Genomic DNA, 14,469 nt, shown 5'->3' with positions numbered 1-14,469 from the left:
CGCGGCGCCAACTTCCTGGGATTTCCCGCACCAACCATCAACCACGTTGACATCCCGCGCTTCGCTGGTATCAAGGAGATTGATGGTTTGAGAAAGGAAAAACAACCATGTCTCATGGATTCTTCGGTGGACCCGGCTTTGGTGGTCCTGGCTTCGGCGGTCCCGGCTTCGGCGGTCCCGGCTTTGGTGGTCCTGGCTTCGGCGGTCCGGGCTTTGGTGGTCCGGGCTTTGGTGGTCCGGGCTTTGGTGGTCCGGGCTTCGGCGGCCCGGGGGCGGGCGGTCCCGGCTTCGCACCCTTCGGCAAGAAGGGTCGTCACGGCCTCAAGCGCGCGGCGTTCGTTACCGCGGCATTGCTGCTGGACGGGCCGGCCGACGCCGCGCAGGTGGTGCAGCGGGTGTCCGACGCGACCGGCGGCGCGTTCACCCCTCCGCAGGACGTGGCCGAGCTGGCGATCGGCATTCTCGCCGGCCGCGGCGTGGTCACCGTCGACGGCGGGGTGGCGACGCTGACCGAGCTCGGCCGAAACCTGTTGGCCTGGCGCGGAATCAGCAGCGAGACCGCGCACGCCTTCCTGGGCCGGGCGGCCAAGTTCGGCGACGTTCTCAAGATCCGCAAGGAGTTCTTCGAGATCGCCGGGTTGGCCCGCACCATCGCATGGACGGGCACCGACGAGCAGAAGCAGCAGCTCGCCGAGACCCGGATCAAGGTGCTCGAGGCGCTGACCGATGCGCGCAAGGCGCTGCACCGGGTTCTCGGCGAGGCCTAGCGGGGGCTGGGCTCGCTGAGCCTGACCAGGGTCTTGCCGACGTTGACGCCGGTGAATAGGCCGTTGAGGGCATCGACACAGGACTCGATGCCCTCAAAGATGGTCTGCCGGTGGTGAAGTCGGCCTTCGGCCTCCCACTGGCGTAGCGCGGCGAAGGCTTCGTCGAAGCGCCCCCACTGATCGAGCGCGTTGAACCCCTGCATCAGTGCGGTCTTGGACAGCAGGTTCACGTAGTTGGCCGGCCCGGGGTGCTCCCCGGTGAGGTAGCTCGAGATGACGCCGCACAGGACGACGCGCGCGCGGGCGGCCAGGCGGCCCAGCACGGCGTTGAGGATGGGGCCGCCGACGTTGTCGAAATAGACGTCGACCCGTTGCGGGCAATGCTTTTTCAGCGCCGCCGCGATGTCCTCGTTCTTGTAGTCGATGCAGGCGTCGAACCCGAAGTCCTCCACCACCGCCCGGCATTTCTCCGGACCGCCCGCGATGCCCACCACCCGGGCGCCGGCGATCTTGGCGATCTGCCCGGCGACCGAGCCGGTGGCACCCGCTGCCGCCGACACCACCACCGTCTCCCCGGGCTGCGGCCGGCCGATGTCGGTCATCCCGAAATAGGCGGTGGCGCCGGTCGGCCCGTAGACGGACATGATGGCCAGCTGGTCGTCCTCGCCAGGGATCGGCGTGCTGAACAGGTCGTCGCGGATGAGCGCGTATTCCTGGAATCCGGTCAGCGTGGTGACGACGTCGCCGACGGCATAGGCGCCGCACCGCGACGCGACCACCTCGCCGATCCCGGCCGCCCGGATAACCTCCCCCAGCTGCACCGGCGGGAGATAGCTGGGCTGGTCGTCCAGCCAGGTGCGGGCGGCGGCGTCGATGCCGACGTACGTGGTCCGCAACAGCGCCTCACCGTCGGCGGGTTCGGGCGCGGGCGTGGTGACCATTTCCGTGTCATCCGGCTCGACAAGCCCCGACGGGCGGCGGCGAAGGAGGACCTGGCGATTCGGCAAGTCGGGCACGACCCTAAAAACTACCGAACGGGCCGGAAACGCAGAAGCGAATGGCATATTCAGTGCATGGCAGCAAACGAAGACCCGGAAGACCGGATCCGGGAACTCGAGCGCCCACTCGCCGAGACGGCACGGGCGTCAGAACAGGGCAGCTCGCAGCCCGCCGGCCAAAATTATCCGCCCGGCCCGGTTGGCGCCCCGGCCCCGCTCCCCGCTCCGTGGACCTACGGCGGCCCCACCCCCGGGCCACCCCAGCAACGCCCGTCGGGTAACCGCGTCTGGTGGATCCTCGGCACGCTCGTCGTGATCGGCATATTGGCCCTCGCGGGTGGCATCGCGGCCTTTGCCGCACACCAACTTTCCGGCGTGAAGTCGATCATCGCCTCGCCGCCGACCATCTCCAAAACGTTCAGCCCACCGAGCATTTCGACGAACCCCGGCCCGTCCACCTCGCGCAGGAGGTCACCCTCGCCGTCGACCTCACCCGCCGCACCGCCGGGCACGGAGCTCAGCGTGGCCGGCATCAACGAGAACCGGACCATCGCGTGCGACGAGAACATCGTCAGCGTCAGTGGGGTTTCCAACACCGTGACGATCACCGGGTATTGCACCAGCCTGTCGGTGTCCGGCGTGCACAATTCGATCACCGTCGAGGCCGTCGACACCATCGAGGCCTCCGGCTTCGACAACAAGGTCACCTACCACTCCGGCGCGCCGAAGATCAGCAACTCCGGCGGCTCGAACGTGGTGCAGCAGGGCTGAGCCGAAAACGTTTGCTACGCGGGCTCTTCGGCGTCGTCGTCGAGGACGCTGACGGCAATGCCATAGGGCAGGAAACGCACCTTGCGTTTGGGATCGACGTTCGCCTTGTTCGCCCGCAGTGCGTCGAGTTCGGTCGCATAGACCTGTTCGACGCGCGCGCTACCGCTGGCGTCCACCGTATAGATGGCCCATACACCCTCACCGGCTTCGCCGGCGGTTTCCGGAGCACTGCGCGGGCGTCGCGACAGGTCTTCGAAAACGGCGGACCAGCCCGCCCGGCCACCGGGAGCGGCCACGAACTTGCTGACCCGCTCGAACACGTCGCGCAGCCCTTCGCTGCCCTCCCGGATCATTCGATCGAACTCGTCGGGGTCGAACCCGAATCCACTGTGCTCGCCCACGCGACCTCCTTGGCGCTCGTGCCGTAACCGCCAGTGTGCGCTCAGTCGGCAGCGTTTGCCACGTGCTTACGGGCCGGGCGGTGGTGGCGGGTTGATCGGGATCGGCACCGTGACGAACGGGAAGTGCAGGTACATCGTCACCGGTGGTTGCTGCGGCAGCTGCGGTGCGGCCGGCGGGGGCGCGGGCGCAGGTGCGGCCGGCGGCGGCGCGGGTGCCGCGGCCGGCGGGGGCGCCGCCTCTTGGACCGGTGGGGGCGCCTGTCGGACCGGCGGCGGCACGTATTGCGGCGCCTGCCGGGTCGGGGCGCGATACACCGGGGCCGCGGGCGGCGGAGTGACCGGGGTCTGCGGAGCGGGCTGCTGCACCGGCGACGGGGCGGGGGCCGGGGCGGCCACCTCGGACGGGCTGGGTGCGGGTGGCGGCGCGGGGCTCGGAGCCGGCAGCTCGGCCTGCGGCGGGTTGCTCGGCGGCGGCGCGGGCAGCTGGACTCTCGGCGTGGCGACGCTGACGCCCGAATGGTGCCGGACGTCCGACCCTGGGCGATCCGACGCCAACGTCACCAGCACCACCCCGGCGATCGCGGCGACGATGGCGGCCAGGGCGCTACCGGCCAGCAGCATGAACCAGGGCCGGCGCGGGGGGTTCTCGTCCTCGTCCGGAACGGCGCTATAGGCCCGGGCGCCGGTGCCGAAGTCGGCGTTGTCCCACACGTCCAGGTAGGTCGGGCTGATCGCGGGCGGGCTCAGCTCGCCGGTGCCCGGGTCCAGCGCGTAGGCCAGGGCCGCCGTCGACGACGCGAACAGCGGGGCGTTCGCCGACGCCAGCGCCGCTCCGCGGGCCAGAGCCATGTCCGGCTCCTCGGGACCGGTGACCGGAAGTGTGGTTGCCGCCTCGAGCGTGGGCTTCAGCGCCACGATGTCGGTTCCGCAGCCGATCAGGAACACACCGTCGGCCCGGGACCCGCGCGCGTCCAGACCGGAGACCATCGTCGCCAGTTCCGCGGCCAGGCCTCCCGCGCGGCCGTCGCCGGTCTGGCGCCGGTGCAGGTCGACGATGGAGCCGTCCGCGACGTCGACCACGGCCAGCGTCGCGTTCACCGGCTCGACGAACAGCATCGCGAGGCGCTCGTAGCCCAGCGCGTAGCCGACGGTCTGTGCCAGCGCGGCCGCGGCGAGCAACGGTGCGACCAACATCACGCCGCCCAGCTCGTGGGTGGCGATAGCCTCCCGTAGCGCGCCGACACCGGCGGGGTCACTCCAGGTGACCCCTGTCGAGGTCAACCGGTGGCCGCCCTCTAACACGCCTTCGCGGCTGCCGATGATCGCGTCGATCACCTGATCGACCGCGCCGGCGCCCGAATTCCCTGCGGCCCCGACCGCGAACTCTTCTTGTTCGACGGTCACGCCGTCAGCATTTTGGCCTTCGATCGCTACCAGGCGGACTGTCCTGGGAGCCATCGACACCCCAAGCACGATGTCCACGTAACGCCTCCAAGGTCTTTTCAACGCCCTTCGCGAGGGCATGACGGGATGAACCCGCCGGAACTTGGTGACATAAACGTTACGCGCGTGCGGCTAGGCGCGCAGGCGGTGTGCGTACGCAGGAACGACGCTAATAACCCGGCCCGAGGAACGGATTCTGCGAGTTGCCCGGATACTGCGGATACTGCGGATACTGATTCCCCGGATACGGCTGATATTGCGGGTATTGCGGGGTCGCAGGGGCCTGCTGCTGGGGAACCGGCACCGGAATCGGTATCGGCAGCAGCGGAACGCGGATCCACTCCGTCGTCATCGGCACCGTCGTGCTGGTGGTGGTCGGCGGCGGCGGTGGTGGTGGTGGCGTGGTGGTTTCCATCGGTGGCGGCGGAACCGTTGTGGTGATCGTCGGTTGCGGCGGCGCGGTTGTCGGCGGCGCCGTGTGCCTTGGGGTGTAGACGGGCGCCGGCGGTGCGGTGGTGACCACCACCGGGGGCGGCGGTGGTGGCGGCGACGGCGGGGGTGGCGGTGGCGGTGGCGGCGCCGGGCTGGGGACGGGTTGCGCGCTGGGGGGCGGGGGCGGCGGCGGTACCGCGGTGGGCGGAGGCGGGGCCACCGGACGCGGCGCCACGGAGTTGGCCGGCGGCGCCGGCAGCGGCGCGACGGAGGGCGGTGGCGGGGCCGGACGGTTTTCAATCCCGGTCAACGTGTAGGCCACCCCGCCGATCGCCGTCATCGCGACCACGGCCGACATGCCGATGATCAACTGGGAGAACCGAAGGCGCAGCCAGGGCTGGCGTTCCCGCGGCGGTTGGATGACGTTGAGCCGCATCGACCATCCGGCCGGACCGTCCTCGTCGTAGGTCTCCCCACCGAACCGCATCCGCAGGTCGCCGGGGTATTCGGTCTGCGACCAAGCCAATTCGCGATCGGTCAGCGCCTCGTCGTCGATCACCAGCACATCGCCGGCGCCCAGGTCGACGACATCACCGCTCGCGTCGGCCGAAGCGAGCAGCCCTATCGACGTCCGCGTGCGCAGATCCAGCTCGTCGCCACGCGAAGCCAGGATCAGCGCCCCACTGGCCGCGGCCAGGGCCGGTTGCGACGGAGTCAGGATCGGCGCGCGACCGTGCATCGAAAGCCGTTCGGTGACAAGCGGAATGCGCGCGCCCCCACCGACCGTGACCACGGCGGCAAGGTCCGACCAGCTCTTGCGGTAGCGCACCAGCATGTCGTCGAAGGCGTAGATGAAACCGGTCAGCCGGTCCTGGATCAGCTCTTCGAGGTCGTCCTGGGTCAACGTCAGGCTGCAACTGCGCCCGCCCAGCACAGCGGTGATGTCGGTGGCCATGTCGGTCGAGAGCCGCTCCTTGCCCGCGCGGCATTGCTCCCTGAGTTCGACGAGCTGTCCGACACCGGCGGTGCTGGCCGGGTCGAGGCCGCTGCCGTGGCCCAGCTCGTCGAAGGCGCGCAGCTGCAACTCCTGGTCGATCTCGTCACCGGACAGCGCCGCGTAACGCAATGTCGCGCTGACCAGTTCAAAGTCCCCCGCGACATTGACCAAGGTGGCCGACGTGCCGCTGCCGCCGAAGTCGAGCAACCCCACCACGCCCTCGTCGGGCAGACCGAGCTCGGCGCGTACCGCGGTCAGCGACGCGATCGCGTCGCTGACCAGCCGCGGCGCCATCCCGCTACGCACGAAGCCCACATGCGTTCGCAGGGCGTCCCGCAACGCCTGCACCGTCGCGGGTTTCCAGTGCGCCGGCACGGCGATGGAAATCTCCGAGCACGCCGCATCCGCACCGGCGGCAAGCACCATCGCGTCCAGCGCCTCCACCGTCAGCAGTTCCGGATCGTGCGCGGAACCGTCGGGTGACACCAGCGCGACGGAATCACCGATGCGCTCGATAAAGCCCTTCATCGGTACGCCAGGCTCGGCTAGAGGCGGGTTCTCTTCGGGTGCACCGATTTTCGGTGCACAGTGCGGATAAAGGGTAAGCACGGACCGGCGGCTAACCGGTGGGCTTCCATTGCGCGCAGCGACCAGGTTCGTGGTCCCGATCGACAACCCGAGTGGGTCGTACATAGAGCGAAAACCTTCGTCCATAGGGGTCGGTGGCCAGCGTTAACGATAGCCGCGGACACGCGGAAAGCCGATGCTTCGCAATGTCATTGGTATTCGCTCGATGCGCTTGCGTCACCGAAGCGGTACCGAAAACCCCTTGACAAAAGCCTTGTGTTACAACACCGTCAGCGGTAGCGAACGCCTGGGCTCGAACTGGAAGGTCGCTCCCCCACTGACTCTGACCACCGAAACCTCTGGCAGTTCCTCGGTCGCAGTGTCGGTTTCGACAAGTTCGGCCGTCCAGTCGGCCGCCGTACCGCTAACTCGAACCTCGATGCGCGGTTCCACCGCGGTGGCGATGGCCTGGAGCGGCTGCACGGATTCCGGCGAGCACAGCGAGATCCAGGATTTGTCGTCGTGGGCCGGCGACGGGTGTACGTGCAGCCGGTTCGATTCCGTCTCGGCCACAACGTAGCCCGCCGGGTTGAGCAGCGGGTGCAGCTCGAGGACCCGCAGCACCCCTTCGGTGCCGCCCGGCAGTTTCAGTGCGCGGTGAATGCGCTCGGCGGCCATGCCTGCGATGCCGATCAGGCCGCGGGTGCACACGCCGACCGCCTCATCGTCGTTGGCGGCACGCGCGGCTACCGCGATCGCGAACGACAGGTACAGCAGGTGCATCTGCAGACACACCTCGTCGGCCATCCGGACCAGAGCCGAATGCGAGAAGGCGGCGAAGTCGAAATCGGACAGCAACGGGCCGGAGTAATCCGCCTGCCCCTCATCCGAGGGGTCGATGGGGTCGAGTTCCCATGTCGCAGCACGAGTTCGACTCACGATGTCCAGGGCAGGAATGCTCTGCGCCTCGGGATAGGACTCGTCGATGATGACGGTCCACGCACAGTGCGGATGCCGGTCCGCCGGCGTCCGCGGCGGGCGATGAATGGGGCGCACCTGGGCGCGCGGGTTGGTCGCGATCGCGGTGGCGTCGAAGGTCGGGTCCTCGATGGTGTGGCACATGCCGAACACGTACTGCTCGCCCATCGGCTCGACGTCGAGCAGGGCGCCGCAATGATCGAGGCGGAATTCGCCGTGCCAGCGGTCGTGCACGGTGTACCGGAAATCCATGAATTGCGGTGGGGCACCGATGTCGAGCTGCAGGCCCTTGAAGATCGTCACCACGTCGTTGCCCTGATAGTTCAGCGCTTTCTGCATGCGCCGGGTGTAGATCGGGCTGGAGCCCGCCCACTCCTCGATGGCGATCTGCACCATCTCGTCGCGGCCGAAAGAGGAGATGCACCAAGCCATCCCGGATCGGTCGATCAGCTGCCCGATCAGCAGCAGTTCGGGAACCAGGACCACGAGTTCGTCACGGGACAATTGCGCGTATCGCGAAGGGCTGCTCACGCCCCAAAAATAGACTCGACTATGTTATAAAGTCAATAATGTCCATCGTCGCTGGCCAGACCCCCGATCGCCCGGTTGGCCCAACCCGGCGAACCACCGCGCCACGCAAGCGCGGCGATGACACCCGGGTGAAAATCATCGACGAGACGGTCCGCTGCATCGTGGAAGAGGGATTCTCCGCCGCCACCGCCAAGCACGTGGCCGAACGCGCCGGCGTCACCTGGGGGGTCATCCAGTACCACTTCGGGGATCGCAACGGCCTGCTGATGGCCGTGGTGGACGACGGGGTGGCCCGGCTGGTGGACAGCCTGTCGTCGGCCGACGTCAGCGAACTGCCGCTGCGCGAGCGCATCGAGGTCGTCGTCGACACCGCCTGGAGTTGCTACAGCAGCCCGACGTCGATGGCCGCCTTCGAAATCCTGCGCGAGACCCGCGGCGGCCAGGACCCGTCCTCGCGGCGACACCTGCTCGACATGAACGCCGCGGTCGGCCAGCTGGGGCGACTGATCACCACCGACCCCGCGCATGCCGGTGTGGCCGAGGTCATTTGGGCCACGCTGCGCGGTGTGGTGCTGGCGCAGATGGTCACCGGTGCCGCCATCGATTGGAGCCTGGAACGACGTGCCCTCGTCGACATGGTCACCCGTGTGCTGCAATGACCTGATGACCCTCGACGATCTCGCCGATATCGAAGCGATCAAGCAAGTCAAATACCGGTATCTGCGCGCGCTGGACACCAAGCATTGGGACGACTTCACCAACACCCTGGCCGAGGACATCAAGGCCGACTACGGGCCGTCGATCGGCAACGAGCTGCACTTCACCAATCGGGCCGACCTGGTGGAGTACATGCGGACGTCGCTGCCCGCGAACGTCATCACCGAACACCGGGTGACGCATCCGGATATCACCGTCGACGGCGACACCGCCACCGGCAGTTGGTATCTGCAGGACCGGGTCATGGTCGCCGACTTCAACTTCATGTTGATCGGCGCGGCCTTCTACCGTGACACCTATCGTCGCACCGATGCAGGCTGGAAGATCAGCGGCACCGGATACGACCGAACCTACGACGCCACAATGTCTTTGGAGGGCCTGAACTTCACCCTCAAACCCGGCCGCGCCATCGCCGCCGACTGAGGCGCTACTTGGTGATGGCGATGACCGCGCCGGGCCGCAGCCATTTCATGATCGAAACCAGCTGAGCGTCGTCCACCGCCACGCAGCCCTCGGTGGGTTTCCCGTCGGTGGTGTGGAAGAAGAACGCGGCTCCCCCGCCCGGGGTCTTGTTCTTGTTGACGCCCATCACCACGGCGTGCTTGTACTGGGGGATCTGCAGGTTCTCGCTGTCGCCGGTGTTGAACGGGCACTGCGCCTTCTGGCACACCTGCATGGAGTTGAACGTGGGACTGTGGTCGTCGCCGCTCCACCAGTAGTTGGCACCGGAGACCTGGGTGTAGGGCAGCCCGGTACCCGGGTTCGGCGCGGTACCGAACGCGGAGTCCAGGCTGTACACGCCCATCGGGGTGGCCGGGACGCCGCTCTTGGCCTGCGGCGCCATGCCCGCCGAACCGACGTGGGTGGGAATGTTGGACCGCAGCGACTGCCAGCCGGTGCCGGTGTGCTGGAAGATCTCCATGGTGGCGTTGGAACCGCCGGTGCTCACCACCGAAACCACCTGGGTCGCATTGCCAACCGCGTTCGCGAACCAGGGCGCGCCGGCTGCGGCACCGATCGGCGCCAGCACCACCGAGGCGAAAATTACGCACGCCGCGGCGCACAGCGAAGTGAGCAGTCGGTGCATGCCCTCCATCGTCGAACGGGCACATCTTCCGGGTCAAGTAAAGCTTTAGCTCCGGTTCGGTCACCACGCCGTGACCAAATGTCCACCGGGACAGCATTGTTAGGGCACAGTGACGGTTTCGGATGCGCCCCGCGGACTGGCGGATGGCCTGATCGAGGGGCGAAAAACCAAGAGGCACAACAGGAAATACAGGTAGCCCAGCGACCAGCCGGCCAGCACGTCCGACGGGTAGTGCACGTTCAGCGCCACCCGGGAGACGCCGACGGTCAGCAGCGAGGCCGCTACCACCGCGACCGCGATGCGACGGATCAACCGGTTCATCATCGGAAAGAAAAAGCACAACACGGCGAGCAGGGCCGCCATCGCCTCCAGCGCATGCCCGGACGGGAACGAGGTGGACGGCGCGGCGACCAGCATGGTCGCCGGACGCGGCCGGTTGACCAGGGCCTTGGCCGCGGCGGTCACAAATTCATTGAGCGGCCCACACGCCAGGACCAGCACCAGCGCGGCCCGCAGATTACGCATCACCAGGGCCAATACCGTCATCGCGATGCCGAGCGCGGACATCGGGATCGGACCCAGCGCATACGACACACCCTCCCAAAACCGCAGCCACAGCGGGTGTTTGAGCGCGATGTCGCGGGCCGCGTTCAGCAACCACCAATCCATCCGGTGCAGCCAAGCCCAGTGCCGGCAGTAACCCACCCACAGCACCGCGTACATCGTCGCGGCCAGTACTGCGATCCACGCGGCCACCGGCATCCTCGGGCGAGTCATAACCAATCGATACCAGCGGTGCCGCAGGTGTCATGCGGGCGACCCGCACACGGAGGCGCTCGCGCGGTCATACTGTCGATATGGCCGTCTTCGTCCGTAGGTTGTTCGGCATCGGCAAGCTGCCCGACGAGCTGCACGCGCAGCTCGAGTCGGAGGGCCTCACCTACCTCGCCGACTACGTCGCCGTGACCCGGCGATTCAGCGGCACCATCCCCGGCGTCCGGTTGCCGCACAGCGTCGCCAGCTACACCGGTTCGCTGGTGTTCACCTCGGAGCGGGTGCTCGCGACGCTGTCGATGCTGCCCCGGCTGGCCGGCCCGACCGTCAACGTGCGGTGGAACGCGCCGCAGACCGGCGCGGCGCAGGTGGAGATCTCGCCGGCCGGACTGCAGGTCGACGTCGACGTATCCAGGGTCGACGAGAAGTTCAGCGGTGAGCTGTCGCTGCACTACAAGGTCGCCATTCCCGACGATGTGCTCAACGGCCTGCCCCGGCGGTCGTTGGCGTTCGACATGCCGCCGGACTTCGTGTTCCGCGCGGTCGGAGTTACCTATAGTCCCTGATCGTGATGCGCGGCCAGGGCGGCTGCCGCAGCACCGCCAGGGTGCCGATCACCGCGGCCAGCAGGCCGGTGGTCACCCCGATCAGCGCGATCCGGCCCTGGTCCACGGCGGGCGTCCAGGAGGCCTGCCCGTCGCGGATGGTGAACACGCCCAGCGGTTTGGTGACCACGATGACGGTGGTGCCGTCCGGGGTCTGATAGGGCTCGCCGTAACCGCGGCCCACGGCGGCATCGACGCCCAGCTGATCGAGTACATCGGAAGGCTTCACGGAAAACCACTCCCTTCCTGGGGTTCACCAGGCGCTCAGGCCTTGGCAGGCTCCACGCTAACGCGGATTTCCTACGATGGCTGACGTGACCGGTGAGGCATTCAGCCCGCAAGAGCGGCGGGCCGTCTATCGCGTCATCTACGAACGCCGTGACATGCGCAGGTTCGTTCCCGGCGCGGTGGTAGACGAGGCCGTGCTGGCGCGCTTGCTGCAGGCCGCGCACGCGGCGCCCAGCGTCGGGTTGATGCAACCGTGGCGCTTCATCCGCATCACCGACGCCGCGCTGCGGCGGCGCATTCATGCCCTGGTCGACGAGGAACGTCCGCGCACCGCGGCAGCCCTGGGCGAGCGGGCCGACGAATTCCTGGCGCTCAAGGTCGAGGGCATTCTCGAGTGCGCGGAGCTGTTCGTGGTGGCGCTGGGCGACGGCCGCGACGCGCACGTGTTCGGCCGGCGGACCCTCCCGCACATGGACCTGGCGTCGGTGTCCTGCGCGATCCAGAACCTGTGGCTGGCGGCCCGGTCCGAGGGCCTCGGCATGGGCTGGGTGTCGCTGTTCGATCCTGACCGGCTGGCGGCGCTGCTGGAGATGCCGAACGGCGCCGAACCGGTGGCGATCCTGTGCCTTGGCCCGGTGCCCGAATTCCCCGACCGCCCGGCACTGGAACTGGACGGGTGGGCGGTTGCGCGCCCGTTGTCGGAGTTTGTCTGCGAGAACCGATGGGGTCAACTGCCGGCGCCCTGACGCGTCGGCACTCAGGAAACACCAGGGTTAGTTGCGGTAACGTCGCCGGTCGCAAGGAAATGTGAGAGGTGACGCCATTGACGCCGGGCGACATAGCGGACCGACAACGGAAACCGGGCCACAAAGACAACGTGCTGATCGTGCATTGGCACGACCTGGGCCGCTATCTCGGCGCCTACGGCCACACCGACGTGTCAAGCCCGCGACTGGACCGCCTTGCGGCCGAGGGCATCCTGTTCACCCGCGCGCACGCCACCGCGCCGCTGTGCTCGCCGTCGCGCGGATCGCTGTTCACCGGCCGCTACCCGCAGAACAACGGCCTCATCGGCCTGGCCCACCACGGCTGGGAATACCGTGACGGGATCCGCACGCTGCCCCAAATATTGTCCGAATCGGGCTGGTACTCGGCGCTGTTCGGCATGCAGCACGAGACCTCATACCCCAAGCGGTTGGGCTTCGACGAGTTCGACGTGTCGAACTCCTACTGCGACTACGTGGCCGAGAGGACCGACGAGTGGCTGCGGCAAAGCGCCGAAGGACTTGTCGGACAGCCGTTTTTGTTGACTGCCGGCTTCTTCGAGACCCACCGGCCCTATCCGCGGGACCGCTACACGCCGGCCGACACCGCCGAGGTGGACCCGCCCGATTACCTGCCCGACACCCCCGAGGTGCGCGGCGACCTCGCCGACTTCTACGGGGCCATCAGCACCGCCGATGCCGCGGTGGGGCGGCTGCTGGACGCGCTGGCCGACACCGGTTTGGACGACGACACCTGGGTGGTGTTCTTCACCGACCACGGCCCGGCGTTCCCGCGGGCGAAATCCACGCTGTACGACGCCGGTACGGGCATCGGCTTGATCATCCGGCCGCCCGCCAACCGGGCCGTGGCCCCCCGGGTGTACGACGAGCTGTTCAGCGCCGTCGACCTGGTCCCGACATTGTTGGGGCTGTTGGGAATTGACACCCCGGCCGACGTCGACGGTCTCTCCCACGCACCCGCTCTGCTGGAGCCCGATCCGCCGACCGCGCCGGTGCGCGATCACGTCTACACCATGAAGACCTACCACGACTCGTTCGATCCGATCCGCGCGATTCGCACCAAGGACTACAGCTACATCGAGAATTACGTGCCACGGCCGCTGCTGGATCTGCCGCTGGACATCGAGGAAAGCCCGTCCGGGGCGGCCGTCGCGCCGTTCGTCAAGTCGCCGCGCCCCGAGCGCGAACTCTACGATCTGCGCACCGACCCCACCGAGACCACCAACCTGCTGGCCGGGGACGGGACCGATGCGGACGAGGTCGCGGCCAACCTTGCTGTGCGACTGCATGATTGGCGTCAGCGCACCGGCGACGTCATCCCATCGGAGTTCGCCGGTACCCGCATCTCCGCGCGGTACACCGAAACGTATCTGCAGATCCATCGGGCCAAGCCGACCCCCCGCTCGGCCATCGCCGCCGACCGCGGCATCGAAGAAGGCAAGCCCACGCAACGCTAGTGGCGATCGGGAGCGCGGCTACCCAGCTGAGCGGCTCGCGCCCCCCACCTCGGCGACGACGAACACCCGGCGGAACGGGAAGATCGTCGTGCCGTCGGACCGGGGCGGGTAGGCGTCCTGCAGCAGCGGGATCAGCTCCTCGCGGAACTGCTCCCACGTCTCGTCGTCGAGCCGTTCGCGCACCGGCACCAGCGCCGTGCCGGTGATCCATTCCAGCACCGGATGCTCGCCGGCCAGCTGGTGCAGATAGGTGGTCTCCCAGACGTCGACCTTGCATCCCGCGTCGAGCAGCAGGTTGGCATAGTGTGCCGGCGGCTGAACCACCGCGCCGACCCGAAACGGTATGTCGCGCAGCAACTTTGCGTACGGCTCCCGGCGGGCCAGGGCCCGCACGGCGGCGTAGGACGGCGATTCGAAGTTGCCCGGCATCTGGACGCCGATCCACGATCCGGGCGCCAGCTGCCCCGCCCACCGGAGCAGTAGGTCGGCATGCTCGGGCACCCAGTGCAGGGCCGCGTTGCTGACCACCACGTCGGTGTCGGGTTTAGGCTTCCAGTCGCGCAGGTCGCCGGTGGCGGCGTCGATGCCGCGCTCCTTGGCGGCGGCCACCATCTCCGGCGAGCTGTCCAACGCCTCGATCACCGCGTCGGGCCAGCGCCGGGCCAGGTATTTCGTCAGGTGACCGGGGCCGCAACCGAGGTCGACGACGCGACGAGCCCGATCGGCACCCACCCGCGACAGCAGGTCGTAGAAGGGGCGGCCGCGATGGTCGGCGAAGGCCAGGTAGACGTCCGGATCCCACATGTCGATCCTCCCGTTCCTCGCGCCGCCGCTAGCCCGTCGATAGCAAACCGTATAACTCCTATGGTGCGCCGACGCGGCCCGGAGGGACCCGGGATAACGCCGCGACGATCCAAACCGGTCGAAACGC

The 14,469-nt window shown here is 68.1% G+C and carries 16 protein-coding genes; 7 read left to right on the top strand and 9 right to left on the bottom strand.

Annotated elements, in window-relative coordinates; all coding sequences use genetic code 11:
- Positions 1-107: 107 nt before the first annotated feature.
- Positions 108-767, top strand: a complete 660-nt coding sequence (locus ACZYVJ_RS17060; protein WP_463832100.1) for a hypothetical protein — start codon at positions 108-110, stop codon at positions 765-767.
- On the opposite strand, the gene ACZYVJ_RS17055 is transcribed toward ACZYVJ_RS17060, so the two are convergent.
- Positions 764-1,783, bottom strand: coding sequence for an NADP-dependent oxidoreductase (locus ACZYVJ_RS17055; RefSeq protein WP_463832099.1), 1,020 nt, complete (start codon positions 1,781-1,783; stop codon positions 764-766). The genes ACZYVJ_RS17060 and ACZYVJ_RS17055 overlap by 4 nt on opposite strands.
- Positions 1,784-1,840: 57 nt before the next feature.
- On the opposite strand from ACZYVJ_RS17055, the gene ACZYVJ_RS17050 reads away from it, so the two are divergent.
- Complete coding sequence (locus ACZYVJ_RS17050; protein WP_463832098.1) at positions 1,841-2,536, top strand: DUF3060 domain-containing protein; 696 nt, start codon at positions 1,841-1,843, stop codon at positions 2,534-2,536.
- A 14-nt stretch (positions 2,537-2,550) separates the two neighbouring features.
- Here ACZYVJ_RS17050 and ACZYVJ_RS17045 read toward each other — a convergent pair whose 3' ends face one another.
- The 4 genes from ACZYVJ_RS17045 to ACZYVJ_RS17030 all read right to left on the bottom strand — a co-directional run bounded on the left by ACZYVJ_RS17045 (position 2,551) and on the right by ACZYVJ_RS17030 (position 7,885).
- Entirely contained in the window at positions 2,551-2,889 is a 339-nt protein-coding gene (locus tag ACZYVJ_RS17045) for a hypothetical protein (protein ID WP_463833032.1), read from the bottom strand.
- A 114-nt stretch (positions 2,890-3,003) separates the two neighbouring features.
- Positions 3,004-4,419, bottom strand: coding sequence for a DUF7159 family protein (locus ACZYVJ_RS17040; RefSeq protein ID WP_463832097.1), 1,416 nt, complete (start codon positions 4,417-4,419; stop codon positions 3,004-3,006).
- A gap of 130 nt (positions 4,420-4,549) precedes the next feature.
- A complete protein-coding gene (locus ACZYVJ_RS17035) occupies positions 4,550-6,502 on the bottom strand; it encodes an Hsp70 family protein (RefSeq protein ID WP_463832096.1) in 1,953 nt (650 codons plus the stop codon).
- A 153-nt stretch (positions 6,503-6,655) separates the two neighbouring features.
- Entirely contained in the window at positions 6,656-7,885 is a 1,230-nt protein-coding gene (locus ACZYVJ_RS17030; protein WP_463832095.1) for a hypothetical protein, read from the bottom strand.
- A gap of 38 nt (positions 7,886-7,923) precedes the next feature.
- Here ACZYVJ_RS17030 and ACZYVJ_RS17025 point away from each other — a divergent pair, with 38 nt between their 5' ends.
- On the top strand, positions 7,924-8,544 hold the full coding sequence (locus ACZYVJ_RS17025; protein ID WP_463832094.1) for a TetR/AcrR family transcriptional regulator: 621 nt from the start codon (positions 7,924-7,926) through the stop codon (positions 8,542-8,544).
- Positions 8,545-8,548: 4 nt separating this feature from the next.
- Positions 8,549-9,025 carry a nuclear transport factor 2 family protein gene (locus ACZYVJ_RS17020; protein WP_463832093.1) on the top strand — a complete coding sequence of 159 codons (477 nt, stop codon included), beginning with the start codon at positions 8,549-8,551 and terminating at the stop codon, positions 9,023-9,025.
- A 4-nt stretch (positions 9,026-9,029) separates the two neighbouring features.
- Here ACZYVJ_RS17020 and ACZYVJ_RS17015 read toward each other — a convergent pair whose 3' ends face one another.
- Together ACZYVJ_RS17015 and ACZYVJ_RS17010 are read right to left on the bottom strand one after the other, a co-directional pair.
- Positions 9,030-9,689, bottom strand: coding sequence for a L,D-transpeptidase family protein (locus ACZYVJ_RS17015; RefSeq protein ID WP_463832092.1), 660 nt, complete (start codon positions 9,687-9,689; stop codon positions 9,030-9,032).
- 99 nt (positions 9,690-9,788) lie between these two features.
- Positions 9,789-10,466 (bottom strand): phosphatase PAP2 family protein, encoded by a 678-nt coding sequence (locus tag ACZYVJ_RS17010; protein WP_463832091.1) that lies wholly within the window; start codon positions 10,464-10,466, stop codon positions 9,789-9,791.
- 80 nt (positions 10,467-10,546) lie between these two features.
- Between ACZYVJ_RS17010 and ACZYVJ_RS17005 the strand changes: the two genes are divergently transcribed.
- Positions 10,547-11,029, top strand: coding sequence for a hypothetical protein (locus ACZYVJ_RS17005; protein WP_463832090.1), 483 nt, complete (start codon positions 10,547-10,549; stop codon positions 11,027-11,029).
- On the opposite strand, the gene ACZYVJ_RS17000 is transcribed toward ACZYVJ_RS17005, so the two are convergent.
- The gene (locus ACZYVJ_RS17000) at positions 11,013-11,297 is read right to left on the bottom strand and encodes a hypothetical protein (RefSeq protein ID WP_463832089.1); all 285 of its coding nucleotides are present in this window, start codon (positions 11,295-11,297) and stop codon (positions 11,013-11,015) included. The two genes, ACZYVJ_RS17005 and ACZYVJ_RS17000, sit on opposite strands and share 17 nt — an antisense overlap.
- 76 nt (positions 11,298-11,373) lie before the next feature.
- Between ACZYVJ_RS17000 and bluB the strand changes: the two genes are divergently transcribed.
- Together bluB and ACZYVJ_RS16990 are read left to right on the top strand one after the other, a co-directional pair.
- Positions 11,374-12,042, top strand: coding sequence for a 5,6-dimethylbenzimidazole synthase (gene bluB, locus ACZYVJ_RS16995; protein WP_463832088.1), 669 nt, complete (start codon positions 11,374-11,376; stop codon positions 12,040-12,042).
- Positions 12,043-12,110: 68 nt separating this feature from the next.
- A complete protein-coding gene (locus ACZYVJ_RS16990) occupies positions 12,111-13,538 on the top strand; it encodes a sulfatase family protein (RefSeq protein ID WP_463832087.1) in 1,428 nt (475 codons plus the stop codon).
- Between the two features lie 18 nt (positions 13,539-13,556).
- On the opposite strand, the gene ACZYVJ_RS16985 is transcribed toward ACZYVJ_RS16990, so the two are convergent.
- Positions 13,557-14,342: a trans-aconitate 2-methyltransferase gene (locus ACZYVJ_RS16985; protein WP_463832086.1), complete on the bottom strand. Its 786-nt coding sequence runs from the start codon at positions 14,340-14,342 to the stop codon at positions 13,557-13,559.
- Positions 14,343-14,469: the final 127 nt, after the last annotated feature.

It is taken from the genome of Mycobacterium sp. IDUB_3 (genome assembly GCF_055419585.1).
Note: the sequence above shows the minus strand (reverse complement) of the source record. Positions and strands in the feature narration are given on the sequence as shown.

Excerpts from the sequence above, each read along its gene's own strand:
- ACZYVJ_RS17060 (WP_463832100.1), top strand. The coding sequence starts at position 108 with ATGTCTCATGGATTCTTCGGTGGACCCGGCTTTGGTGGTCCTGGCTTC.
- ACZYVJ_RS17045 (WP_463833032.1), bottom strand. The coding sequence starts at position 2,889 with ATGATCCGGGAGGGCAGCGAAGGGCTGCGCGACGTGTTCGAGCGGGTC.
- bluB (WP_463832088.1), top strand. The coding sequence starts at position 11,374 with ATGGCTGACGTGACCGGTGAGGCATTCAGCCCGCAAGAGCGGCGGGCC.
- ACZYVJ_RS17005 (WP_463832090.1), top strand. The coding sequence starts at position 10,547 with ATGGCCGTCTTCGTCCGTAGGTTGTTCGGCATCGGCAAGCTGCCCGAC.
- ACZYVJ_RS17025 (WP_463832094.1), top strand. The coding sequence starts at position 7,924 with ATGTCCATCGTCGCTGGCCAGACCCCCGATCGCCCGGTTGGCCCAACC.
- ACZYVJ_RS17020 (WP_463832093.1), top strand. The coding sequence starts at position 8,549 with ATGACCCTCGACGATCTCGCCGATATCGAAGCGATCAAGCAAGTCAAA.
- ACZYVJ_RS17035 (WP_463832096.1), bottom strand. The coding sequence starts at position 6,502 with ATGTACGACCCACTCGGGTTGTCGATCGGGACCACGAACCTGGTCGCT.
- ACZYVJ_RS17050 (WP_463832098.1), top strand. The coding sequence starts at position 1,841 with ATGGCAGCAAACGAAGACCCGGAAGACCGGATCCGGGAACTCGAGCGC.
- ACZYVJ_RS17015 (WP_463832092.1), bottom strand. The coding sequence starts at position 9,689 with ATGCACCGACTGCTCACTTCGCTGTGCGCCGCGGCGTGCGTAATTTTC.
- ACZYVJ_RS16985 (WP_463832086.1), bottom strand. The coding sequence starts at position 14,342 with ATGTGGGATCCGGACGTCTACCTGGCCTTCGCCGACCATCGCGGCCGC.
- ACZYVJ_RS17010 (WP_463832091.1), bottom strand. The coding sequence starts at position 10,466 with ATGACTCGCCCGAGGATGCCGGTGGCCGCGTGGATCGCAGTACTGGCC.